This is a genomic window from Mycobacterium sp. SVM_VP21, from assembly GCA_024758765.1.
In the GTDB taxonomy this organism is placed as follows: domain Bacteria; phylum Actinomycetota; class Actinomycetes; order Mycobacteriales; family Mycobacteriaceae; genus Mycobacterium; species Mycobacterium heraklionense_C.
Genome location: CP101406.1, coordinates 1,982,154 through 2,005,340 on the forward strand (window position 1 = coordinate 1,982,154; position 23,187 = coordinate 2,005,340).

Here is a 23,187-nt window from a genome sequence, read left to right on the forward strand (position 1 = left end):
CCGCGGCTTGCCCGGATTCGCGTCAGCTCTTGGGGCGCACCTGCTGCGAAATCGTCTGCACCCGAATCGAGTCGTCGTCGAACAGGAACGTGTCTACCCCGTCGACGCGGAAACCGCGTGGGCCCCGTGCGTCCAGAGTCCATTCCAGCAGCAGCACATTGCCGCTGTAGGTCTGCGACTTGATCTCGAACGTCGCATCTGCCAGTGCGGCGGCAAGCTGGCTGAACGCGGCCCGAATGCCGTCCGTGCCCTGCGCCACGCCGGCGGCGGTGATCAGTGCGGAGTCGTCGGTGTAGTCGACGAGCAGCTCGTCGACGTCGCGGGCGAGCAACGCTTGGATGTGATGGTCGAAGATTTCCTGCGGTGAGCGTGCCATGCGATGAACATATCGGCGGGACCGACATACTGGAACGTGATGTCTGCGCCACGGGGATCGGTCGAACGCGTCGTGATGTCGCGCGCCGACGGCAAGCCCATCACGGTGCTGGTGGTCGACGACGAGTCGGTCCTGGCCGAGATGGTGTCGATGGCGCTGCGCTACGAGGGCTGGACCACCGCGACCGCGGGGGATGGCGCTTCGGCGATCGCCGCTGCCAAGGCCGAACGCCCCGACGTCGTGGTGCTCGACGTGATGCTTCCCGACATGAGCGGACTCGACGTCCTGCACAAGCTGCGGGAGATCAACCCGCGGCTACCGGTGCTGTTCTTGACCGCCAAGGACGGCCTGGAGGACCGCATTGCGGGGCTGACCGCCGGCGGCGATGACTACGTCACCAAGCCGTTCAGCATCGAAGAAGTGGTGTTGCGGCTGCGGGCGCTGTTGCGCCGCACCGGGGTGAGCACCGCCGAGGCCGGCGCCCAGATCGTGGTCGGTGACCTGGTGCTCGACGAGGATTCCCATGAGGTGACCCGGGGTGGTGATCCGATCACGTTGACGTCCACCGAATTCGAGCTGCTGCGTTACCTGATGCACAACGCCAAGCGGGTGCTGTCCAAGGCGCAGATCCTGGACCGGGTGTGGGACTACGACTTCGGCGGCCGGGCCAACATCGTCGAGCTTTACATCTCCTATCTGCGTAAGAAGATCGACAACGGCCGACCGCCGATGATCCACACGCTGCGCGGTGCGGGCTATGTGCTCAAGCCGACTGTGTAAATCGCGGCAAGCCAGCCTGTGGCGCACCTGGTCGCTGCGGGCGCGGCTGCTGGCCGGTCAGATCGTGCTGCTCACCGTGGCCTGCCTGGGTATCGGCGCAGTGACGGAACTGGCCCTCTACCAGTATCTGGTCGGCCAACTCGACCACCAGCTCTCCGACGCCTCGCGCCGCTCCGCGCGGCTGCACGGCCAGCCCCTGCCCCCGCCCGGGCACCGCCACCACCGGCCGCGCCCGGGGCCTGGCCCGGACTTCCTGGACGCCCCCGGCCAGCCGGCCGGCATGGTCGGTGCCGTGATGGAAAGCGGGAATGTTCCCGGGCCCGGTCAAGAAGTCGAGGCGGGCTATCTGAGCATCTCGGGTCAGCGGGAGGAGCTGAGTCCTTCTGCCACAACACGATTGACCGATGTATCGGCTGGGGAACCTCCGGTGACTCGCCGCCTCGACGGCGTGGGCCGCTACCGGGTGGTTGCGACCACCGCTCGACGTGGTGACGACGTGATCGTCACCGGGCTGCCGCTGGCTGCGGTGGACGACACCATGGTTCGGGTGCTGCTGATCTTCGGGCTGGTCACCCTGGTCGCCGTGGCCGCGGTGGCCACCGCCGGCAGTGTGGTAATCCGGCGAGCACTGACCCCGCTGCGCCGCGTCGCGCAGACCGCCGGCGAAGTCGCCGGCCTGCCGTTGGATCGCGGTGAGGCGACGCTGCCGGTGCGGGTCGCCGAATCCGACGCCAATCCCCGCACCGAGGTCGGACAACTCGGCGCGGCGGTCAACCGGATGCTCGACCACATCGCGGCCGCGCTGTCCACCCGCCAGGACAGCGAGACCCGGGTGCGCCAATTCGTCGCCGACGCCAGTCATGAGTTACGCACGCCGCTGACTGCGATCCGCGGTTACACCGAATTGGCGCAACGCATCCCGGTATCCGATGGCGCGGACTCCGAATCCCTGGCGCATGCGTTGAGCCGGGTGCAGTCCGAGACCGAGCGGATGACCCAACTGGTCGAAGACCTGCTGCTGCTGGCCCGGTTGGACTCCGGCCGACCGCTGGAGCACGAACCGGTGGACCTGTCCCGGATGGCGGTCGACACGGTCAGTGATGCCCACGTGGGAGGACCGGACCATCAGTGGCAACTCGATCTGCCCGACGAGCCGGTGACGGTGCCCGGTGACGCCGCCCGTTTGCACCAGGTGGTGGCCAATCTGCTGACCAACGCCCGCGTCCACACCGGCCCGGGAACCGTGGTGACTCTTCGGCTGGGTATCGACGGGGATGAGGCCGTGCTCAGCGTCACCGATGACGGGCCGGGCATCCCCGCGGAGTTCCTTCCGGAGATCTTCCAGCGGTTCGCCCGCGGCGACACCTCCCGGTCGCGCAAGGGCGGCAGTACCGGTCTCGGGTTGGCGATCGCCTCGGCGGTGGTCCGGGCGCACCGGGGCACCATCGCCGTCAGCAGTGAACCCGGCCGGACCGCGTTCACCGTGCGCCTGCCCCGGTAGTCACCTCCCGCGAGTGTGCGTGTCTGTCCCGCGACTCGCGGGGTTTGCCGTACAACTGCGCACGCTCGCCCGGGTTTGCACCCGCCGCCCGGCGGGTAGGTGACCCAGATGAATCCCGAACTGCCACCCGAGCCGGGCCGGCCGGAAGAGCCGCCGCACCGGCGTGCTCCCGAGGAGCCGCCGGAACGACTGGTGCCCGCGGAACCGCCGGAACGCCTGGCGCCCACGGAGGTGCCGGAACGGCTGGTTCCCGAAGACCCGCCGGCCCCGCCCGACGACTCACCGGAGAGGTGATCTGACGCGTGCTGAAGAAGGCGACGAATCCATCCGTGACTACGCCCACGAGGCACGCGAGACCCGCGACCGGGTCGCCCGCCCGTCGTGGCCGACGCGGCCGCGCAACGCACTGACCTCGTTGCGCCGGCGCCGTTGACGCGGCAACCCACGCCGGGACACGGCATTGGTGGCAAGCTGGGCGCCATGGAAGACCAGCCGGTGAGTGCAACGATCGAGGCCGCCCATGCCGAGCACCGCAGCACGCTGCCCTTCGGCGACACAACAGATTTCGCCGACGCCGACCGCGGCTTCATCGCCGCATTGACGCCGTGCGTCATCACCGCCGCCGACGGCCGGGTGGTGTGGGACAACGACAGCTACGACTTCCTCGCCGGTGACCCGCCGACCTCGGTGCACCCGTCGCTGTGGCGCCAATCGCAGCTGGCGGCCAAACAGGGCCTCTATGAAGTGGTTGAGGGCATCTACCAGGTCCGCGGCTTCGATCTGTCCAACATCACCTTCGTCGAGGGCGACACCGGCGTCATCGTCATCGATCCGCTGATCTCCACCGAGGTCGCCGCCGCCGCCCTGAAGCTCTACCGCGAACACCGCGGTGGTGAGCGCCCCGTCACCGCGGTCATCTACACCCACAGCCACGTCGACCATTTCGGCGGTGTGCTGGGTGTGACCTCGCAGGCCGACGTCGACGCCGGCCGGGTGGCCGTACTCGCCCCGGAGGGCTTCATCGAGCATGCGGTGTCCGAGAACGTCTACGCCGGCACCGCGATGACGCGGCGTGCCGCCTACATGTACGGCACCGTGCTGGCGCGCGGCCCCCACGGGCAGGTCGGCTGCGGCCTGGGACAGAACACCTCGACCGGGGAAGTGTCCGTCATCGTCCCCACCGTCACCATCTCCCAGACCGGCGAGTCCCATGTCATCGATGGCGTACAGATCGAGTTCCAGATGGCGCCGGGCACCGAGGCGCCGGCCGAAATGCACTTCTACTTCCCGCAATTCCGGGCGCTGTGCATGGCCGAGAACGCCACCCACAACCAGCACAACCTGCTGACCTTGCGGGGCGCGCTGGTGCGCGACCCGCGGGCCTGGGCCGGCTACCTCACCGAGGCCATCGACGCTTTCGCCGGGCGGGCCGACGTCGTGTTCGCCTCGCACCACTGGCCGACGTGGGGCACCGAGCGGATCGCGGAATACCTGGGGCTGCAGCGCGATCTGTACGCCTACCTGCATGACCAGACGCTGCGGTTGCTCAACCGCGGCTACACCGGGATCGAGATCGCCGAACAGTTCCAGCTACCACCCGCGCTGGAAAACGCCTGGCACGCCCGCGGTTACTACGGATCGGTGAGCCACAACGTCAAAGCCGTCTACCAACGGTATCTGGGCTGGTTCGACGGCAACCCGGCCCGGTTGTGGCCGCACCCCCCAGAGGAACTGGGACCCCGCTACACGGCAGCGCTGGGCGGCGTGGACCGCGTCGTCGAACTGGCCGACGCGGCCTTCAAAGACGGTGATTTCCGTTGGGCGGCAACCCTGCTCGATCATGCGATCTTCACCGACGCTGACCATGCCGGGGCGCGCAGGCTCTACGCCGACACGCTGGAGCAGCTGGCCTACGGCGCGGAGAACGCGACCTGGCGCAACTTCTTCCTCTCCGGTGCCACCGAATTGCGCACCGGCAACTTCGGCACCCCCACCCGGGTCGCCTCGATGGGGCTGCTATCTCAGCTCAGCGCCGAGCAGCTCTTCGAGAGTCTGGCGATCCGGATCAACGGGCCGCGCGCCTGGGACCTGGCGCTGGCGCTGGACGTCTCGTTCGCCGACACTGGGGTCAACTATCGCCTCACCCTGCGCAACGGGGTGCTCGTGCACCGCAAGGTGCCGGCGGACCCGGCCAGCGCGGACGTCACGGTCACGGCGGCCACCACGCTGGCGCTGCTGGCAGCGCTGCTGGGCGACGGGGGACTGGTGGTCACCGGCGACCAGGCCGCCTGGGCGAACCTGCTGGGCGTACTCGACGAGGCCGACCCGAACTTCAACATCGTCACCCCATGAGGCCGGGCCAAGCTGGCCCTTTATGGTGGCAGGCGTGCAGTTGTTGCTGATCCGCCACGCCCTCCCGCTACGCAGCGAGTACGGCCAGGGCTCAGATCCCGAGCTGTCCGAGACCGGATGCGCCCAGGCGCAGCGCCTGCCGGATGCGCTGGCGCGGTTCCCGATCACCCGGCTGGTCAGCAGCCCGCAGCGCCGCGCGATCCAGACCGCTGAGCCGCTCGCCGCGAAGCTGGGACACGGCGTCGACATCGATGAGCGGTTCGCCGAATACGACCGCGACCTGGCCGGCTACCTGCCCGTCGAACAGCTGGCCACCGAGCGACCGCAGGATTGGGCCCGGATGGCCCAGGGGCATCTGCCCGCCGACGTCGACGAGGCCGCGTTCTGCGCCCGAGTCTCTGACGCCGTCGCCGACGTGGTGGCCGGGGCCGAACCCGACGACACGGTCGCGGTGTTCAGCCACGGCGGCGTGATCAACGTGATCCTGCACCAGGTTCTGGGCACCCAGCGGCTGCTGTCGTTTCCCATCGACTATGTGTCGGTCACCCGCCTGCTGTACCCGCGGTCCGGGCAGGCCGCGGTGGCGTCGACGAACGGCACCGAGCACGTCTGGGACCTGCTGCCGCGCAACCAGGCCCGCTTCTAAAAGCCGCGGGCTGAGCCGGCCGACTAGCGGTGAGCCGCGAGCGACTTCTTGGCGGCGCGACGCAGCTGGAAGATCCGCGCGGTCCCGACCAGGGCGGTCAGTAGCCCGCCGCAGATCGCCGCGAGCAGGATCGCCACCCCAGTCGGCAGGCTCCAGGTCCAGGTCAAGAACGCCAGGTCGACCGGACCCGTGTTCTGGGTGACGAACACCAGCAACACGATCAGTACCAGAAAACCGGCGATCAGCGCGCTCCACAGCGCGCCGGCGCGGGTCAACGGCATCGCCGCCGGAGGCGGCGGCGGGGGGCTGGCTTCACCCTGAGGTGGGTCGACGGGCACGCGCGGGTCGCTGCTCATGGGGACATCTTGCCGCGTAGGGCCCAGAAATGAACGGATTCTGGTGAGTTTGCACACCGGGGGGCCTGCCTGCGGATCGTTGGCCGGTCGCTTACGGTGGATTGGTGAGTGCAGCCCCGTCCGGCCAGTGGCCGGCGATTCTGACCTGGCGGGCGCCCGACGCCCCCCGGATGGAATCGGTACGTGTGCAGCTGTCCGGAAACCGGATCCGGGCCAACGGCCGCATCGTGGCCGGGGCCACCGCCGACCACCCGGCGTTCGGTGTCTATTACGACCTGCACACCGATGAGTCCGGCGCCACCAAACGTCTGGGGCTGACCGTCACCCTCGCCGAACGGGAACGTCAGCTGGTGATCGCCCGCGACGAAGAGAACATGTGGCTGGTCACCGATGCCCGGGGTCAGTCCCGCGCCGGCTATGACGGTGCGTTGGACATCGACATGCTGTTCAGCCCGTTCTTCAACACGCTGCCGATCCGGCGGGCCCGGCTGCAGGAGCGGGAGGCGGCGATCACGCTGCCCACCCTGTACCTGAACCTGCCCGACATGTCGGTGGTGGCGGCGACCGCCAGCTACAGCAGCGTCGGGACGCGGCCCGGCATCAAGGTGATCACCCCGGGTACCGATGCCCGCGGCACCACCGTCACCGTCGATGCCGACGGCTTCGTCATCGACTATCCCGGGTTGGCAACGCGGATCTGATCACCCCACCGGCCCGGCCGGCCGCGGCCAGTTCCCGGCGCCAGTCCTTGGCGCCGACGACGACGGTGACGATCTCGCTGCGGGGGAAGTTGTCGTAGCGCGTGCGGGCGGCGTGCCCATGATTGACCAGTTCGGCCACCGAATCCGAGGCCGACAGCGAATCACGCGCATCGGCCAACAGTGCGATCGCGCGATCCAGCGCCGGCAGCAGCCGCTGCCAGTTGGCCTCACACATGGCCCGGACCAGATCCGGTGCTGTTCCGGCCACCCGGGTGCCGTCGCGGAAGGAGCCGGCTGCCAGCGCGAACGCCAGCGGTACGTCGGCTGCCGTCACGGCCAGCGCCTCAGCCATCAGGTGCGGCAGGTGAGAGATGGCGGCCGCGGCCGCATCGTGTTCCTCCGAGCGCGCCGGTACCGCCAGCGATCCACAGTCCAGAATCAGGTCCAGCACCTCAGCGAACACCGCCGGATCCACGTGGTCGTCGACGCTGATCACCCACGGTGCACCCTGGAACAGATCAGCGTGCCCGGCCGGCCAACCGGAGTGGGCGGTCCCAGCCATCGGATGGCCACCGACGAAGCGAGCCTGCAGTCCCGCGGCGGTGATCTCGTCGAGCACCGGGTTCTTGACGCTGGTGACATCGGTCAAGGGGCATTCGGGTGCCAAGCGGCTGATGGGGCCAAGCAGCATCGGCAGCGCCGGGACCGGGACGGCGATCACGATCAGCGCGCCGGTCGCCGCGGCGCGCTTTAGGGCCGTTTCCAGCTCGGTGGTGGCGTCGAATCCGTCGGCGACTGCGGCGTTCACCCCGTCGGCCGACCTGTTGTAGCCGAACGCTGTCCGGCCTGCCGCCGCGGCTGCACGCAGCACCGAACCGCCGATCAGGCCGAGCCCCAAAACGCACACCGGAGTTTTCACTGTGCTTACTGCCACCTGTCCAGGTTGGCACACGCTGGTCAAGGGCGTAAGCGGCGACTACCGTAGGCGCCCATGGGAGCACAGAGCTCGTCTGCACCGGGCCGGCCGGCAGAGACGCTGGACGGTTTCGGAGTGGCTGTTGTGCGAGAAGAAGGCAAGTGGCGTTGCACGTCGATGCGTGCCGCGGTCCTTACCAGCCTGTCCACAGCAGAGACCGAACTACGTGAACTACGCAGCGCCGGAGCCGTTTTCGGTCTGATCAATGTCGACCACGAGTTCTTCGTGATCATCCGCCCGGGACCGGCCGGCACCCGCCTGCTGCTCTCGGATGCCACCGCGGCCCTGGACTACGACCTCGCCGACGAGGTGCTTGAGGAGATCGACGCCGACATCGACGCCGACGACCTGGAGGACGCCGACCCGTTCGAAGAGGGCGATCTGGGGGTGCTGTCCGACATCGGCCTGCCCGCCGCGGTCCTCGGCGTCATTCTCGACGAGTCCGACCTGGCCGTCGACGAGCAGCTGCACCGAATCGCCAACGAGATGGGATTCGACGAGCAGCTCACCGCGGCGCTGCCGCGACGCAGTCGGTGAGCGGCCCATTCACCGACGAGGACCTGATCCGCGCGGCCCTGGTGGCCGCCGGCCAGGCCGGGCCGCGCGATGTGCCGGTGGGTGCCGTGGTGGTCGGTCCCGACGGCACCGTGCTGGCCCAGGCGGCCAACGCGCGCGAAGCTCTGGGAGACCCGACCGCGCATGCCGAACTGCTGGCCATCCGCGCCGCTGCCGCCGTCCTCGGTGACGGTTGGCGGCTGACCGGCGCGACGCTGGCCGTCACCCTGGAGCCGTGCACCATGTGCGCAGGAGCGCTGGTGGCCGCGCGGGTGGAACGACTGGTGTTCGGGGCCTTCGAACCCAAGACCGGGGCGGTCGGTTCGCTGTGGGATGTGGTGCGGGATCGCCGGCTCAACCATCGCCCCGAGGTGCGTGGTGGAGTGCTGGCCGCAGAGTGCGCTGCGCCACTGGAAGCGTTCTTCGCCCGGCAGCGATTGGGCTGATGGCCCTCTCGTTGGGTACGCTGTCCCGCGGTGGCGTGTCCGAGCGGCCTAAGGAGCACGCCTCGAAAGCGTGTGTGGGGTAACCCCCCACCGAGGGTTCAAATCCCTCCGCCACCGCCAAGTGATGTTAGTGATCACCCCGGCCGCTGCCGGGGTGATCACTAACTCGCGAGATCCGATTCACGCAGGAAAAGTTCGAGTAGCGGCCTGCGTCAGCCCGATATCGCGGACTTATGGGTTGAAGTACCAGGGCGGACGCCGTGTCTGCCGGATGCGCCGTCAGACGCCCGCCGCCACGTCCTTCTGCACCGCCGCAGCGTTGCGTTTGGGTGCGGTCCGCGAATGCGTCGCGTACATCGCCAGCCCGGTGAACGCCAATCCGCCCACCAGATTGCCCAGCACCGTGGGAATCTCGTTCCACTCGATGTAGTCCAGGATGGTGAAGTGCCCGCCGAGCATCAGGCCGGAGGGGAACAGGTACATGTTGACGATCGAGTGCTCGAAACCCATTGCGAAGAACAGTGACACCGGCAGCCACATGGCGATCACCTTGCCGGTGACGTCGGTGGCCAGCATGGCACCGACCACCCCGGTGGACACCATCCAGTTGCACAGCATGCCGCGCACGAACAGGGTCAGCATGCCCTGATAGCCGTGCGCGGCATAGCCGAGCGTGCGGGCCTCGCCGATGTGCCCGATCAACTGACCGACTTCGTTGGGCGGGCTGGAGAAGCCGTAGGTGAACACGATCGCCATGAGCACCGCGACGGTGAAGGCACCGGCGAAGTTGCCGATAAACACCAGCCCCCAGTTCCGCAGCACCCCGCCGATCGTGACACCCGGGCGCTTATCGAGCCAGGCCAGCGGCGCCAGCACGAACACACCGGTCAGCAGGTCGTATCCGAGCAGGTAGAGGATGCAGAAGCCGGCTGGAAACAGCAGTGCCCCGATGATCGCCTGACCGGTCTGCACGGTCATGGACACCGCGAACGCCGCGCCCAGCGCCAATGTCGCACCGGCCATGAATGCGCGGATCAGGGTGTCGCGGGTGGACATGAAAATCTTCGACTGGCCGGCGTCGATCATCGCGTTGATCAACTCGGGCGGCTTGACGTAGGTCATCGAACTCCTCAGATACCGCAGGGCAGTAGTTTGGATCGGCGCGTGTGACCCTACGTCGCAGCGGCCCGCCCGAAGGAAGATCGTCAGCCAACTCCTAGTTAGCCCACAGACGTTGCCCAACAACGCCTTTACCGGGACTTTTCCGCGTTTTACCAGCTAAGACATCACCGCGGCCGGTCGACCGCATACGTCCCGGCGTCGTCGGTGAACTCCGCGAGCACCCGGCGCTGGGCGCCGTCGACAGTGACCACACAGCTGAAACTGGTGCCCTTGCGCACGGTCGGGTTCACCCCGTTGTTGCACCGGACGTTGGTCACGTCGTCGCGGCCGTAACCGTTGATCGGGTCGGTGAGCACCTGGCGGACCCTATGACGCGACGCGGCACCCAGGGCGGGGCGCCGGTTTTCACCTATGCCCCAATGCATGTATCAGCTATGTCGTGAACTCACACGCCCCATCACCCCGAGCGGAACACGCGCCGAATGTGCGGTTCGACGGGTGGGCCCCGCTCAGCTGCTACTGACCGCCGAGGCCGTCGCTAGTCCTCGTGGCGAGAAAGACTGCCTTATCTTTGAATGGCCAGAATCCACTGTCCATCAGCGGAGTCCCCGAAGAGCTGGTGGCTGAGGTAATGGTCGGACTGGAGCTACCGTATCCGGTGTAATAGTCGTACAGGAACACTCCGTCTGACCGGTAGACCGATACATGGGTGCCAGGCGGGACGGAATCACCTGGAGCGCCACCGGTCAGTAACGTGTTCGGAACTGTTCCGGATTCGCCGGTAGTGTTTAACAACAGCCGTACGGCTTCCGCATCACCGCCGTTGATCCGTACGAATGCATCGGAATACGGAGCCGACCCCTCTTCTCCGAAGAGAGTGCCGTACGGATTCAGCGGATCGCGTCCGAATTGCGCAAATCCGTAGCTTTCGATCAGGGTGATGCCGTCGCCGAGATGGCCGGGCAGTTGGGCTACCACGTTAGGCCCGGGCCCGGGTGCGGAGAGTCCGAACCCTAGTACGCCGTCAGCATTGCCGTGCAAGTAGTCTCCCAACGACATCGGGTAGTCAGCGAGGTAATCGACGACCAGGAGCTTTGCGCCAGGGATAATCCCGATTATGGAGCTGACCAGGTCGGTGTTCAGGAGGTATTTCAATCCGGACTCGGATATGAAATCGTTCGGCGGTAATGCCGTCAGAACGGCATGAACATCGGTCGGTTCTGTGACAATATTGCCGCTCGATCCGACGTAGTTTATGTAAAGGCCGTAATCGGTAGGAAGAATTCTTGCTCCGCTGTCGGCACCGAAGTTTACAGGCGCTTGGAACGTTAGGTACAAGAAATTCGGCAGGTCATCGTCTCCGAAATTTGTGCTGGCAATTCCAGTCGGCAAGCCGAATTGTGTAATAGCTCCGATTATGCCATCTGCGAATGATGCTGATTTGACGATTGGGTCCAACCAGGCGGGAATGCCCGGGATTTGAAGAAGCGAGGCAAGTTCAAGCACTGAGCCGACAATCGAGAATTCGGGTGAAGCATTGCCGAGGCTCTCGATTGGGACAAAGAGTCCGTTGGTCGAGCTGTCCAGTGCGACGGATATCGACGAGCTGTTACCTATTGAAATATCGGCCACCGGATAGGTGCCGGACACGTGGATGGGTATCGAGGCGACATCCAAGGCATGGCTAACGTCATCGAAACCTGAAGCAACCGCCGGCAGTGGCACGGTAACGGCTGCGACCTGTTCGGCGGCGTCGGAGATGGCGTCGCTGACGAGATCGTCGAAGTCGGCGTGCGCGGCGGGTAGGGCGATCAGGGGGAGGGTGCTGAGGCCGAACAACGTAGCGAGCCTGCGAGGCGTGACGCCAAGCCTCTCGCGCGGACCCGCAGGCGCATAGGGCGACATAGTGTGAACTTCCTGTCGTATGCCTAAGCAAAGGATAAGTTGGAGCAATAACTACAACAGGCTCTCGTGCTAGTTGTCAACAGTTCGTTATTAGAGACAAATTGATGTGGGTGCGGACTCGTGGTGTCGTTGGGTGACAGGTAGGCGGCCTCCGCTGGGAAAGCGGTGAAGGATCATGTGACCCTGCAACCGGTCCCGAGCATCACCGCGGCCGGTCGACCGCATACGTCCCGGCGTCGTCGGTGAACTCCGCGAGCACCCGGCGCTGGGCGCCGTCGACAGTGACCACACAGCTGAAACTGGTGCCCTTGCGCACGGTCGGGTTCACCCCGTTGTTGCACCGGACGTTGGTCACGTTGTCGCGGCCGTAACCGTTGATCGGGTCGGTGAGCACCTGGCGAACACCCTCTTGGGCCTTGAGCACATCGAGTTCGACGGGGCCCGAGCCGCCGACGGTGCCGCGCAGCACCAACGTCAGAAGCACGCCGAGGGCGAGCAGTCCGGTCAGGCCCGCGGCGATCAGCAGGGCACGGTTCGACGGAGGTTGTGGGCTCGCCGGGTTCGGGGCACCGGCATCCGAGCCCGCCCGTGGCTGGCGCCGGTCCGGCGGTACCGGAGGCCGAGGACCCGACGGCGGCGGCCGGTGCGGCCGCGCGGGCGGTGGCACTCGGTGCGGCGGGGGCGTCGGGGGCCGGCGGACTTCGAGATACCAGGGCCGTTCGGGCGGCCGCGGTCGCTGCGGTGGTGGCCCCTGCGGACCACCCGGCCCACGTGGTCCCTGCGGCTGCTGCGGTGGCCGCGGTATCGGCGTGATCCGCCGCTCCGGCCGTTCGCGCGGGTCGTCTGGACGGTTCATGACCTCACGCCCATCACGGGAACCGCTCGAAGCATCCGTCGATGTCGCCGTGCAGGCCGGAGCGGAACGCGAGGATCCGGGTGAAGCCCGCCGGCACGGTGTTGTCGTCGGCGTCGCTGGCGACTATGCCGTTCATCAGCAGGCCCGTCACCGCCTCGTCGAGGTCGCCGCCGGCCAGCGTCAAGCCCGGGCCGGATGACAGTGTCATGGGCTCGGCCATCCGGCGCTGGGCCACCCCGGTCAGGCACGCGGTGCGTAACGCCGCCGCCGCCGACTCCAAGCCGACCTCGCGTTCACGTTGCACCGCAAGCGCATACCGCGACGTGACGGCCGACAACCCAGTGTTGTCGCCCTGCGGCATCCCCAGCGTCGACTGATCGGTCGGCGCGCTCATCTCCTGCAGTCCGGCCAGATCGACGACGATGCGGTTGGACTCCGGGCAGTAGGCCACCGGGTCGGGCTGGTGACCACTGGGGCATTTGCCCGACGTGGACAGCTCCGGCGGGCGGGACACGCCGAAGATCTGGCCCAGCTGCTCCATCAGGGTCGACAACACCGACTCGTCGATCGTGAGGTCGCTTTGCGGGTTCTCCGAATCGAACAGGGAATTGGGCAGATTGCCACGGCGCTTACGGATCTCGTCCATGTCGATCTCGGCGCACATCGCCGCGCCGCCGTCGAAGCCGGTTTGGAAGGCGCCGACCCGGTCCAGTGCGGTGCCATGCTCATCAGAGATCGACACCGGATTGTCCGGCGTCGACACCGGGTCGCGGATCACGATCAGCCCGGCCAGGACATGGTTGAGGCCGTCGCCGGTGCTCAACTGCACCCGCGAGGAACTGCCCGCGGCCACCCATTGCAGATACACCCCGGCAAAACAGTCGGCCTGCTGTTCGCGGACCAGGGTGCGCGTCAGCGGGTTGACGATCCCCGCCATGTTCTGCAGGGCGTGCCCGTATTCGTGCGCCAGCGTCCCGTTGATCGCCATGTCGCCGAAGTACTTTCGGGCAGTGGGCAAGAACTTGGCGCGGTCCCAGGCCATGGTGTCCATCCGGCGGCAATACATCGCGTTCGGCAGGTGGTAGACGTCGCCGCCGCACACCGACGGTCCGTCTGCGTCGGTGGAGTCATACGACATCAGCGTCGAGACCGGCTGGAAGCGTCCGCGCAGCGCCTCGGCGTAATGCTGCGTCCAGAAGTCCTCGATGTCATCGATTGCCAGCAGCGACAGTCGGTCGATATCACCGCCGTCACTGTTTCGCACCCGGGCGGTGACCGGCGGAACGTCGCCACGCGGGCCGCTGGGACCCTCCGCGGTGGGCAGTCCGCCGACCCGTCCAGGGTCATACAGCATCGATATCGCATGCCCGTCGATCACCGTCGGGGCGCTGCCACCCGAGCAGCCCGTTACAGCCAGGGTCAGGGCGGCCACCCCGAAAAGTGTTCTGGCGGTAAGGCCGAATCCGCGTTGAGACATCGTCACCTGCTGAGGTAGGCCACGATCCCGCTGGTGACCGCCGCGGCGTACTGCGCTCGCCCGTCGGCACTTTCCAGCAGCGCCGCGTCCTGGGCATTACGCATGTTGCCCAGCTCGACCAGCACCGCCGGATACTCGGCCAGATTCAGCCCGGCCAGATCCGCTCGCCCGTACAGGCCGTCGGCGCCGAGATAGCTGGATGGGGGAATTCCCGCGGCTGTCAAGGAATCCCGGATGTCGCCGGCCAGGACCACCGCCGGTCCGGACTGGGCGTCGTTGAGCGCCGGGCTGGAGTAGTTGACGTGAAACCCGCGGCCTGAGGCGGGCCCGCCGTCGGCGTGGATGGACACGATCGCGTCCGGATGCGCGGCATTGGCCGCGGCGGCGCGCGCGTCGATACACGGGCCTACCGAGGTGTCATCGGCACGTGAGAGTGCGGTGTGCACGCCGAGCCCCTCGAGTTCGGTCCGGATCCGGTTGGTCACGTCCCAGTTCAGGCTGTGTTCGGGGTAGCCGTCATCGGCGGCGGTTCCGCTGGTCTGACAGGGCTTGGTGCCCCCGCGCCCGTTGGGAACCTGCCGGGCGATCGAGGCGTCGTTGGCGCCGCTGTGCCCAGGGTCCAGAAACACTGTCTTGCCGGCAAGGGCGGGGTTTGCGGGATCTGCCGGAGCGGCGGGCGCGACAATGCCGGCCGCGAGCAAGCACGCGGCCGAGGCGACACAGACAACGGCCCGGCGACGCACGGGGCAAGACTAGCAAGCGGCCATGTGCCCCTCCGGGGTCTAATGGGTTGATGCAGCTGATGTCACCGCTCGACTCGGTCTTTTTGCTGACGGAAACACGTGAGCACCCCATGCACGTCGGCGGGCTGATGTTGTTGGAGCCGCCGGCGGGCTCCGGACCGGAATTCGTCGGCGAGATCTACCGGGGCCTGCTGGGCGCCCGTGATCTGCAGCCGGCATTCCGGAAGCGCCCGGCGTCGCTGTTCGGTGGCATCTCAAGCGTGCGCTGGGCCTTCGACGACGACGTCGACCTCGAATACCACGTGCGGCGCTCGGCGCTGCCGGTGCCCGGGCGAGTGCGCGACCTGTTGGAGCTGACCTCTCGGCTGCACGGCAGCCTGCTTGACCGGCACCGCCCGCTGTGGGAAGCCCACGTGGTGGAGGGTCTGGCCGACGGCCGGTTCGCCGTCTACGTCAAGATCCACCACTGCCTGATCGACGGTGTCTCGCTGCTGCGGCTAATGCGCCACACGCTCTCGACCGACCCGCGCGAGTCGGAACTGCGCACCCCGTGGTCGGTCCGGCCCCCATCGCGGCCGCGCCCCGACTCGCCGTCCCCGTTGAGCGAACTGACCTCGATGGTCAAAGGCGTTGCCGCCCTCGGGCCGTCGACGGTGAAGCTGGCGCGTGCCGCACTGCTGGAGCAGCAACTGACCCTGCCGTTCGAAGCGCCGCGAACCATGCTCAACGTCAAGATCGGCGGCGCCCGTCGGTGCGCGGCGCAGTCCTGGCCAGTGGAGCGGGTGATCGCGGTCAAGCGCGCGGCCGGGGTGACGGTCAACGACGTGGTGCTGGCGATGTGCGCCGGGGCGCTGCGGGCCTACCTCGACGAGCAGCACGCCCTGCCGGATCATCCCCTGGTGGCGATGGTCCCGGTGAGCCTGCGCACCGAAGCCGAGGCCGACGCCGGCGGCAACATGGTTGGCGCGATCCTGTGCAACCTGGCCACCGATCTCGAGGACCCGACGCAGCGGCTGGAGACCATCAGCGAGTCGATGCGCCGCAACAAGAAGGTGTTCAGCGAGCTGCCGCGTACCCAGGCGCTGGCGTTGTCGGCGGCGAACATGGCGCCGCTGGCCTTGGCGGCCATCCCCGGATTCGTCTCGGCGGCCAAGCCACCGTTCAACATCGTCATCTCCAACGTGCCCGGCCCGGCCGAGCCGCTGTACTGGCGCGGCGCCCGCCTGGACGGCAACTATCCGATGTCGATCGCGCTGGACGGGCAGGCCCTGAACATGACCGTCGTCAGCAACGCCGGCAACCTCGATTTCGGGCTGGTCGGCTGCCGGCGCTCGATTCCGCACCTACAGCGCCTGCTCGGGCACTTGAACACCGCGCTGGAAGACCTGGAACACGCCGTGGGGGTGTGAGGCGTGGCGAAGCGCAGCGCCGGGTTGCTGGTGTACCGGTCGAGCGCCGACGGCGGAGTCGAGGTGTTGATCGCCCATCCCGGTGGACCGTTCTGGGCGCGCAAGGACGACGGGGCCTGGTCGATTCCCAAGGGCGAACAACCCCAGGGTGAGGACCCGTGGGACACCGCGCGACGTGAATTCGCCGAGGAGCTCGGCCTGCAGCCGCCGGACGGCGAGCGAGCAGATCTCGGTGAGGTGCGCTCACCCGGCGGAAAGGTGGTCACGGTGTTCGCCGTACGTGGCGACCTCGACGTGACCGACGCCCGCAGCAACACCTTCGAATTGGAGTGGCCGCCGCGGTCGGGACAACGGCGGGAGTTTCCTGAAGTCGACCGGGTCGGCTGGTTCTCGGTGGCCCAGGCGCGAATCAAGTTGTTGGCCGGGCAGCGGCCATTCCTCGACCGACTGGTGGATCTGCTGGGTGCCACGTGCGCCCAACGGTGCGACTAGGAACGTGGCGCCTCTGAATGGCCGGCGCACCACTGCTCCGGAGGCACCTGGGCCTTCACCTCTGCGATGTGCTCGCCGCACCCGTCCCAGGTGGTCTTACCGCAGACTCGACAGGGCACGGGGTAGCACATCGGCGGTCCTTTCAGGTGGTGCGCAACGCAACCGTCAGCGTATCGATGACGGTGCGGATTTTCTCGCGCACCTCCTCGGCGATCGCCGCTAAAGCCGGATTGTCGATGACCTGGGCCATCAGTTGCGGATTCATGGCCTCCACCAGCACCGTGCCCGGATGCTCGGTGTCTTCGCGGACCACGACGTTACAGGGCAGCAGCACCCCGATGCGCTTCTCAGCGGTCACGGCCCGGTGCGCCAGCGGTGGATTGCACGCACCCAGGATCAGGTAGCGCTCCATCTCCTCGCCGAGCTTGGCTCTCAGCGTTGCCTGCATGTCGATCTCGGTCAGCACGCCGAAACCGTTGTCCTTCAAAACCTCTCGAGTCTTCTCGGTGACTGCGTCGAAATCGGCGCCGGTCAGTGCTGTGCTCATTGCCACGGACATTCCAGACCTCCTTGATCGCGGTGAACCCAGTCTATCAGACACCCCCGGGGGTATATACCAGCGCGGTATCGTCGCCACATGCAGACGCTGCGTACGCCTGAGGACAGGTTCATCGGCCTCCCGGATTTCGCCTACCCGCCGCAGTTCTGCGACCTCGACGACTTGGACGAGGATGAGCCCGGCGGCACGCTGCGGGTGGCGTGGGTGCAAGACGGTCCCGAGGATGGGGACCCGATCCTGATGCTGCACGGCGAGCCGTCGTGGTCGTATCTGTACCGCAAGATGATGCCGACCCTGGCCGAGGCCGGGTATCGGGTGATCTGTCCGGACCTGGTCGGATTCGGTCGTTCCGACAAGCCGACCCGTGCCGAAGACCACACCTATGCGCGTCATGTCGAGTGGATGCGTGCGCTGGCGTTCGACGTCCTCGACCTGCGCAACGTCACGCTGGTGTGCCAGGACTGGGGCGGGCTGATCGGGCTGCGCGTGCTCGCCGAGAACCCGGACCGGTTCGCCCGTGTCGTCGTGGCCAACACCGGTCTGCCCACCGGCGACATTCCGATGCCGGAGGTGTGGTGGCGCTTTCGGGAGGCGATCCAGACCGCGCCGACGATCAACGTCGGATGGTTCGTGCAAGCCGGATGTCGCCGGCCGATGAGCGACGCCGTGCGGGCCGGCTACGACGCCCCGTTTCCCGACGACAGCTATTGCGTCGGTCCCCGGACGATGCCGTCGCTGATCCCGACCACGCCCGAGGATCCCGCGGCCCCGGCCAATCGGGCGGCGTGGGCTGCGCTGTGCGCATCGCAGACCCCGATGCTGGTCGCGTTCAGTGACGGCGACCCGATCACCGGTGCCATGGCGCCGATCTTCGAGCGCGAGATGGTCGGGGCGCACGGCCGGGCGCATCCGATGATCCACGACGCCGGGCACTTCCTGCAGGAGGATGCCGGCGTAGAGCTCGCCCGCCACATCGTGGAGTTCCTGCATTCTCAGCGGTAGCAATCCGTTCTTACCGCTAAGTCCGCTGGTCCGGACGTAGTTCCCGTTCCTGAAACCATTACCGTAATGTTAACGTTGGTGCCCGCCTAGGAGCTTGGGAAAATTTCAGGCTTGCCGGGGCCTTTTTATTATGTACAGTTTAGGATCTCTGGCGGATTGAGGGAGGGCGACGATGCTGCAGACGCTTCGTCCGTATATGACCAATGGCTTGGCTGTTGCGGGTGCCGCAATGGTCGCGGTCGTGCCGGTAGCACCTCGGCTGCCTGAAGTCGCGCAGCAGTCGCCGCAGACCCGCCACCTGCCGGTCAAGTTAACCGGCGATCCGACCGGGCTGTTCGCGCTGACGGAGTTGCTTGGCGCGACTGGGCTGGGGGGGCCCGGGCCCGCCGATGCCGCGGTGACTATCGCTCCCGAACTGTCGCAATCGATCATGCTTGCCCTGGCCTTCATCGGCCCCTTCGTGACCGTCAACGAGGCGATCAACGAGATCATCGCCCAGGTCTTCGACTGGAGCCAGCCGCTGCAGGCCTTGCTGGCGCTGATCCAGGCCCCGTTCACCATCCTCAACGCCTTCCTTAACGGCGAGGCCAGCCTGAACGTGTTGGGTGTGAGCATCCCGCTGTTCAACGGCATCCTCGTCGCCCCGCACGACGTCGACGTCGACGTGCAGGCCGGCCAGTTGCTGGAGGAACTGGGCCTGGCCGACCAGACCCTGCCTCAGCTGCTGACCCAGCTCGGGATCGGCGACCAGCAACTCGTGACTCTGGCGACGAACCTGCTCAACGGCCTGGGGCTGGGCAACCCGACGATCACCGACCTGGTCGACATGCTTGGTCTCGGCACGGTTCCGGTGGCCAGCCTGGCCGAATCGGTCCTGAACGCGTTGCAGATCGGCAATCCGACCATTCTCGAGCTGACCCAGCAGTTGGGCCTGGCCAACACCGAGGTTGCGGATCTGGCCAAGGACATCCTCGACGCGCTGGGCATCGGTAACGCCACCATCGGCGACCTCACCGACGACGTCGGCCTGGGCAGCATGACCATCCCCGACCTGCTCAGCGACGTGTTCAACGCGTTGGAGATCGGCAACCCGACCATCCTCGACCTGGCCACCGACGTCGGCCTGGCCCAGCAGCCGCTGGCCGACCTGGCCAGCACCCTGCTCAACTCCCTGAACCTGGGCCAGCAGACCCCGGTCGACCTGCTCGACGCCCTGGGCGTCGGCGGCCTGGGCGTGGGCGACGTGGCGACCACCCTGCTCGACGCGTTGAGCCTCGGCCAGCGGACTCCGGTGGACCTCATCGACGCCGCGGGCTTCGGCAGCTTGAGTGTGGGGCAGATCGGCGTCGACCTGCTCACCGGGCTGAACCTGCAGGACCTGACCTTCAACGGACTGCTGCAGGCCGCCGGTCTCGATGACCTGAAGGTGGCCGACATCCTGGGCGCCGCGCACCTGGAGACCACCACGCTCGGCGACATCATCAGCAACCTCGGTTTCGGTGGGCTCACGATCAACGACGTGATCAACGCGTCCGGCCCGGGCGCCGACCCGCTGCCCGGGTCGATCCACATCACCGGCAAGCTGACATTCGCCGTGGGCGACCAGCTGCTGGCGCCGAATATGGGTCAGACACTTCTCAGCTTCCTGCCAGACCCCAACGCGACGTTGGGCGACATGCTCGGGGACTTCGGTAACACCAAGATCAGCGACATGCTGGAGACCAGCCTGACCATGTCCCTGTCGCAGTTGCTCACCGACATGGGTCTGAACGACACCACCCTCGACGACCTGGTCGGCCAGCTGCTCGGTGACCAGACGGTGTCCGAGCTGCTCACCAGCATGGGCCTGAACACCTCGACGCTCGACGACCTGGTGGCCAGCCTGCTGGGCACCACCACCGTGGGCGACGTGCTGGCCGAATCCGGTTTCGGCAGCCTGGATCTGAACTCGATCTTCGAGCAGCTGTTCGGCGGCATGACCGTCGGCAACGCGCTGGACGACTGGGGTCTGGGCAACACCGACCTGTACTCGCTGATCGACCAGCTGCTGGGCACCACCACCGTGGGCGACCTGCTCACCCAGTCCGGCTTCGGCAGCATGGACCTGTTCGGGATCCTGGAATCGGCGCTGGGCACCACCACCGTGGACGACCTGCTCAGCAGCTCCGGGTTCGGCAACCTGGACCTGGACACCATGCTGACGCAGCTGTTCGGCGACGCGACCGTCAATTCGCTGCTCGACGACCTTGGCCTCGGATCGCTGGATCTGAGCGGGCTGCTCGACCAGTTGGGCCTGGCCGACATGGATGTGCTCAACCTCCACATTGCAGATGTCGCGGGCCTGATTCCCACCCTCTTCAACTTCTGATCGTCCCGATTACCGATGGGGAAAGCTATGACGCACAAGTCGCTTCGGCCATATGTGACCACCGGAATGGGCATCGCCGGTGCTGCGATGATCGCGGTCGTTCCCGCCGCACCGCAGCTCCCGGAGGTCGCCCGGCAGCTCGACCACGCCCAACACCGGGCGGTCGCACTGACCGCGGATCTGGGCGACATCTTCACGCCCTACACCGACCTGATCACCAACACGGCCAACAACCTGGCCAGCCTGGGACAGCACGCGTTCGACTTCCCGATCCTGACCCAGTTCTTCAGTGATCCCCTCGGGTCGCTGATGCATATCCCCGACGCGCTGATCATGTTGAACACCCTGCTGCCCAGCGTCGAGACCATCTCGTCGGGGCTGCCGATCGAGATCGGCACCGAACTGACGCCGACGCTCGGCCTGCTGCTCTCGGCGATCGGCCCCTTCGTCACCCTCGGCAACGCCTTCAGCGACCTGATCAGCCAGATCTTCGACTTCTCCGACCCGCTAGGCGCACTGTTCGCGCTGCTCGGCGCCCCCGCCACCCTGCTGGATGCCTTCCTCAACGGCCAGGACGGCCTGGACTTCGCCGGCATCCACCTCCCGGTCTTCAACGGCCTGCTGGCTCCCGCCCAGCCCTTCGACCTCACCCTGACCATCGGCCAGCTGGTCGACATGGCGGGCATGGGCAGCCTGACCGTCGGTGACCTGGCCGACCAGACCGGCCTGGCCGACATGCCGGTGGCCGGCGTGGTGACCGGAGTCCTCGACGCCGTCGGCCTGGGCGACTCGTCCATCACCGATCTGGCTGACCAGTTCGGCTTCGGTGACCTCTCGCTGTCCGAGCTGATGATCGGTCTGCTCGACACGATGGGCATCGGCAACCCGACCATCAGCGGCTTGGCCGACATTGCCGGCCTGGGCGAGATGTCGGTGTCGAGCCTGCTCATCGAGGTGCTCAACCAGGTCGGGATGGGCACCAACCAGTCGATGACGAGCCTGGCGATGAGCGTGCTGGAAGCCGCGGGCTATGGCTCCGACCCGACGGTGGGGTCCTTGGCGGTTGCGCTGATGGACGCCATGGGCATGGGCGACCTGACGATCACCGGTCTGGTCCAGCAGTTCGGCATCGGCGACATGACCCTGGGCGACGTGCTCAAAGAGGGCCTGCACGCGGTGGCCGGCGACGACGCCACGATCACCAGCCTGATGGAGTCCATGGGCATGGGCGGCCTGACCATCGGCAGCATGATCAACTCCCTGCTGGACTCCACCGGCTACGGAGACCTGACCCCGGTCGACCTGGTCGACTCGATGATGGGCACCGACGCCGACCTCACCCTGACGCACCTGCTGGTCAACATCATGCAGGGCCAGGGCATGGACTACACCCTGGTCGAGCTGCTGCAGCAGATCCCGAATGCCGCTGACCCGGGTACAACCTATGCCGACCTGACGCTGGGCGAGCTGCTCAACACCACCCTGGTTCCGCCGGCCGACCCGGCCAACCCCGACCCGGTCCTGGACCCCTATGCCGGCCAGCCGCTGGGCAGCGTGCCGTGGGCGGACTTCCTGGCCAGCAACATGGCGATGAACTACGGCGCCAAGACCATTCAGGACCTCGCGGCCGAAGCGGGCATGCCGCTGGACAGCACCACCTGCTCCCTGGCCATCGTGGTCGGCATCGACTGCTCGGCGACGCTGAGCTCGCTGATGGGCAGCAACACCGTCTACGAGACGCTGCACAACCTGAAGGCCGACGGCAACGGCATCGCCGGGGTTCCGGCCGGCACCTCGCTCACCGACGTCAACCTGGGCCAGTTGGTGGCGGCCACCGGACAGGGCGACGAGCACCTGAGCACCATCCTGTTCGGCCTGCCCGTGGACACCACGCTGCACGACTTCCTGGTCAACCTGGGCCTGGACGACGTGACGGTCACCGACATCGTCAACAACGGTTTCCCCTGGCTGGTCGACACCAACCTGGTGTCGCTGCTCAGCTCCTGGGGCCTGAACAACCTGGACCTGGACACGGTGATCGACCGACTCGGCCTGGACATGACCGTGACGCAGATGCTCAACAGCCTGGGTCTGGGGTCGATTCACGTGACCGATGTGGTCAACGACCTGCTAGGCGGCGTCTACGTCCAGAACCTGCTGAACGACCTTGGCCTGGGCGGGGTCACCCTCGAGACGTTCCTCAACAACCTGTTGGGCGGCGTGTACGTGGGCGACCTGCTCGACGACCTGAACCTCGACAACGTCCACCTGGATGACGTCCTCACCGCCCTGCTGGGCGGGGTGAATGTGAACTCGGTGCTGACCAGCCTCGGGCTGAACAACGTGTATCTCGACGACGTCGTCAACGACCTGCTCGGTGGCACCACCATCGGCACGATCCTCAACGACCTGGGCATCAGCGACGCGACGATCGCGAACATCCTGGGCAGCCTCGGCTTGAACGACACCGACATCCTGGGCGTCGTCACCGGCGACTTCTTCGGCTTGTTCGCGCAGCTGGGCCAGGGCATCCCGCAGATGATCGCGGATGCGCTCGCCGGATAG

23 protein-coding genes and 1 tRNA gene are annotated in these 23,187 nt (G+C 67.0%); 14 read left to right on the forward strand and 10 right to left on the reverse strand.

The genetic code is table 11. The features are described 5' to 3' along the window. Nucleotides 1-22 precede the first annotated feature (22 nt). The gene (locus NM962_09110) at nucleotides 23-376 is read right to left on the reverse strand and encodes a nuclear transport factor 2 family protein (GenBank protein ID UVO14147.1); all 354 of its coding nucleotides are present in this window, start codon (nucleotides 374-376) and stop codon (nucleotides 23-25) included. A 75-nt stretch (nucleotides 377-451) separates the two neighbouring features. Between NM962_09110 and NM962_09115 the strand changes: the two genes are divergently transcribed. The 5 genes from NM962_09115 (at nucleotide 452) to NM962_09135 (ending at nucleotide 5,655) form a co-directional block, all read left to right on the forward strand. Then, a complete protein-coding gene (locus tag NM962_09115) occupies nucleotides 452-1,156 on the forward strand; it encodes a response regulator transcription factor (protein UVO14633.1) in 705 nt (234 codons plus the stop codon). Next, nucleotides 1,149-2,657, forward strand: a complete 1,509-nt coding sequence (locus NM962_09120; GenBank protein UVO14634.1) for a HAMP domain-containing histidine kinase — start codon at nucleotides 1,149-1,151, stop codon at nucleotides 2,655-2,657. Before NM962_09115 ends, NM962_09120 begins: the two co-directional genes overlap by 8 nt. Before the next feature lie 108 nt (nucleotides 2,658-2,765). After that, nucleotides 2,766-2,951, forward strand: a complete 186-nt coding sequence (locus NM962_09125) for a hypothetical protein (GenBank protein ID UVO14148.1) — start codon at nucleotides 2,766-2,768, stop codon at nucleotides 2,949-2,951. Between the two features lie 186 nt (nucleotides 2,952-3,137). Then, nucleotides 3,138-5,009 carry an MBL fold metallo-hydrolase gene (locus NM962_09130; protein UVO14635.1) on the forward strand — a complete coding sequence of 624 codons (1,872 nt, stop codon included), beginning with the start codon at nucleotides 3,138-3,140 and terminating at the stop codon, nucleotides 5,007-5,009. 34 nt (nucleotides 5,010-5,043) lie between these two features. Beyond that, the gene (locus NM962_09135) at nucleotides 5,044-5,655 is read left to right on the forward strand and encodes a histidine phosphatase family protein (protein UVO14149.1); all 612 of its coding nucleotides are present in this window, start codon (nucleotides 5,044-5,046) and stop codon (nucleotides 5,653-5,655) included. Nucleotides 5,656-5,678: 23 nt separating this feature from the next. Here NM962_09135 and NM962_09140 read toward each other — a convergent pair whose 3' ends face one another. Further along, on the reverse strand, nucleotides 5,679-6,011 hold the full coding sequence (locus NM962_09140; protein UVO14150.1) for a lipopolysaccharide assembly protein LapA domain-containing protein: 333 nt from the start codon (nucleotides 6,009-6,011) through the stop codon (nucleotides 5,679-5,681). 170 nt (nucleotides 6,012-6,181) lie between these two features. Here NM962_09140 and NM962_09145 point away from each other — a divergent pair, with 170 nt between their 5' ends. Beyond that, entirely contained in the window at nucleotides 6,182-6,712 is a 531-nt protein-coding gene (locus NM962_09145) for a putative glycolipid-binding domain-containing protein (protein UVO14636.1), read from the forward strand. Here the strand turns inward: NM962_09145 and NM962_09150 are convergent. Further along, nucleotides 6,678-7,619: a prephenate dehydrogenase gene (locus tag NM962_09150; GenBank protein UVO14637.1), complete on the reverse strand. Its 942-nt coding sequence runs from the start codon at nucleotides 7,617-7,619 to the stop codon at nucleotides 6,678-6,680. The two genes, NM962_09145 and NM962_09150, sit on opposite strands and share 35 nt — an antisense overlap. Nucleotides 7,620-7,703: 84 nt before the next feature. Here NM962_09150 and NM962_09155 point away from each other — a divergent pair, with 84 nt between their 5' ends. From NM962_09155 to NM962_09165, 3 genes are all read left to right on the forward strand, one after another. After that, nucleotides 7,704-8,225, forward strand: a complete 522-nt coding sequence (locus NM962_09155) for a tRNA adenosine deaminase-associated protein (protein UVO14151.1) — start codon at nucleotides 7,704-7,706, stop codon at nucleotides 8,223-8,225. Beyond that, nucleotides 8,222-8,689, forward strand: coding sequence for a nucleoside deaminase (locus tag NM962_09160; protein UVO14152.1), 468 nt, complete (start codon nucleotides 8,222-8,224; stop codon nucleotides 8,687-8,689). The genes NM962_09155 and NM962_09160 overlap by 4 nt, the downstream gene beginning before the upstream one ends. Before the next feature lie 29 nt (nucleotides 8,690-8,718). Continuing rightward, nucleotides 8,719-8,809 (forward strand) — tRNA-Ser (locus NM962_09165). 159 nt (nucleotides 8,810-8,968) lie between these two features. Here the strand turns inward: NM962_09165 and NM962_09170 are convergent. From NM962_09170 to NM962_09195, 6 genes are all read right to left on the reverse strand, one after another. Beyond that, the gene (locus NM962_09170) at nucleotides 8,969-9,811 is read right to left on the reverse strand and encodes a formate/nitrite transporter family protein (protein UVO14153.1); all 843 of its coding nucleotides are present in this window, start codon (nucleotides 9,809-9,811) and stop codon (nucleotides 8,969-8,971) included. A 164-nt stretch (nucleotides 9,812-9,975) separates the two neighbouring features. Beyond that, nucleotides 9,976-10,167: a DUF4333 domain-containing protein gene (locus NM962_09175; protein UVO14154.1), complete on the reverse strand. Its 192-nt coding sequence runs from the start codon at nucleotides 10,165-10,167 to the stop codon at nucleotides 9,976-9,978. A gap of 160 nt (nucleotides 10,168-10,327) precedes the next feature. Beyond that, nucleotides 10,328-11,716, reverse strand: a complete 1,389-nt coding sequence (locus NM962_09180) for a hypothetical protein (protein UVO14155.1) — start codon at nucleotides 11,714-11,716, stop codon at nucleotides 10,328-10,330. Between the two features lie 202 nt (nucleotides 11,717-11,918). Continuing rightward, on the reverse strand, nucleotides 11,919-12,572 hold the full coding sequence (locus NM962_09185; GenBank protein ID UVO14156.1) for a DUF4333 domain-containing protein: 654 nt from the start codon (nucleotides 12,570-12,572) through the stop codon (nucleotides 11,919-11,921). Between the two features lie 13 nt (nucleotides 12,573-12,585). After that, nucleotides 12,586-14,049: a neutral zinc metallopeptidase gene (locus NM962_09190; protein ID UVO14157.1), complete on the reverse strand. Its 1,464-nt coding sequence runs from the start codon at nucleotides 14,047-14,049 to the stop codon at nucleotides 12,586-12,588. 2 nt (nucleotides 14,050-14,051) lie between these two features. Next, nucleotides 14,052-14,792, reverse strand: a complete 741-nt coding sequence (locus NM962_09195; GenBank protein ID UVO14158.1) for an Rv3717 family N-acetylmuramoyl-L-alanine amidase — start codon at nucleotides 14,790-14,792, stop codon at nucleotides 14,052-14,054. Between the two features lie 50 nt (nucleotides 14,793-14,842). Here NM962_09195 and NM962_09200 point away from each other — a divergent pair, with 50 nt between their 5' ends. Together NM962_09200 and NM962_09205 are read left to right on the forward strand one after the other, a co-directional pair. Further along, nucleotides 14,843-16,201 (forward strand): wax ester/triacylglycerol synthase family O-acyltransferase, encoded by a 1,359-nt coding sequence (locus NM962_09200; protein UVO14159.1) that lies wholly within the window; start codon nucleotides 14,843-14,845, stop codon nucleotides 16,199-16,201. A gap of 3 nt (nucleotides 16,202-16,204) precedes the next feature. Next, nucleotides 16,205-16,693, forward strand: coding sequence for an NUDIX domain-containing protein (locus NM962_09205; GenBank protein UVO14160.1), 489 nt, complete (start codon nucleotides 16,205-16,207; stop codon nucleotides 16,691-16,693). Nucleotides 16,694-16,835: 142 nt separating this feature from the next. On the opposite strand, the gene NM962_09210 is transcribed toward NM962_09205, so the two are convergent. Continuing rightward, nucleotides 16,836-17,252 (reverse strand): DUF302 domain-containing protein, encoded by a 417-nt coding sequence (locus NM962_09210; protein ID UVO14161.1) that lies wholly within the window; start codon nucleotides 17,250-17,252, stop codon nucleotides 16,836-16,838. 78 nt (nucleotides 17,253-17,330) lie between these two features. On the opposite strand from NM962_09210, the gene NM962_09215 reads away from it, so the two are divergent. The 3 genes from NM962_09215 (at nucleotide 17,331) to NM962_09225 (ending at nucleotide 23,187) form a co-directional block, all read left to right on the forward strand. Next, on the forward strand, nucleotides 17,331-18,254 hold the full coding sequence (locus tag NM962_09215) for a haloalkane dehalogenase (protein UVO14162.1): 924 nt from the start codon (nucleotides 17,331-17,333) through the stop codon (nucleotides 18,252-18,254). 172 nt (nucleotides 18,255-18,426) lie between these two features. Continuing rightward, the gene (locus NM962_09220; protein ID UVO14163.1) at nucleotides 18,427-20,622 is read left to right on the forward strand and encodes a hypothetical protein; all 2,196 of its coding nucleotides are present in this window, start codon (nucleotides 18,427-18,429) and stop codon (nucleotides 20,620-20,622) included. 27 nt (nucleotides 20,623-20,649) lie between these two features. Next, a complete protein-coding gene (locus tag NM962_09225; GenBank protein ID UVO14164.1) occupies nucleotides 20,650-23,187 on the forward strand; it encodes a hypothetical protein in 2,538 nt (845 codons plus the stop codon).